Source organism: Brevundimonas sp. P7753 (genome assembly GCF_013386595.1).
Lineage (GTDB): Bacteria > Pseudomonadota > Alphaproteobacteria > Caulobacterales > Caulobacteraceae > Brevundimonas > Brevundimonas bullata.
In genome coordinates, this window is sequence record NZ_JACARP010000280.1 from 1 (window position 1) to 299 (window position 299).

Genomic DNA, 299 nt, shown 5'->3' on the forward strand with positions numbered 1-299 from the left:
ACCGTGTACCGCCGCAAGTTGTTTGCCGCGCTGTACTAATCGCCGACCCAGCTGTACAGCGGCGTATCGGCGCCGCTGGCCACTTTAACGTTCGAACTGTGGCGCAGGCGCACCAACAGACGCTTGCCGGAGGCGGCATCGCCGGCCAAACCTTCCAACTGGTCGAGCAACTCCAGGCCGCTGAGCTGCCCGGCTCTGCGCAACAGATCCTGGGCGTTCTGCAACAGGCCGTCAGTCTGCTTCACCGGTGTCGCTGTTGCTGCGGCGGGTACAGGCGCCGCCTGCAACTGTGCGCCGAG

1 protein-coding gene is annotated in these 299 nt (G+C 65.2%); it reads right to left on the minus strand.

Features of this window, described 5'->3' with window-relative positions:
• Positions 1-35: 35 nt before the first annotated feature.
• A partial coding sequence (locus tag HX774_RS19585; RefSeq protein ID WP_178829044.1) for a hypothetical protein occupies positions 36-299 on the minus strand: 264 nt, incomplete at its 5' end.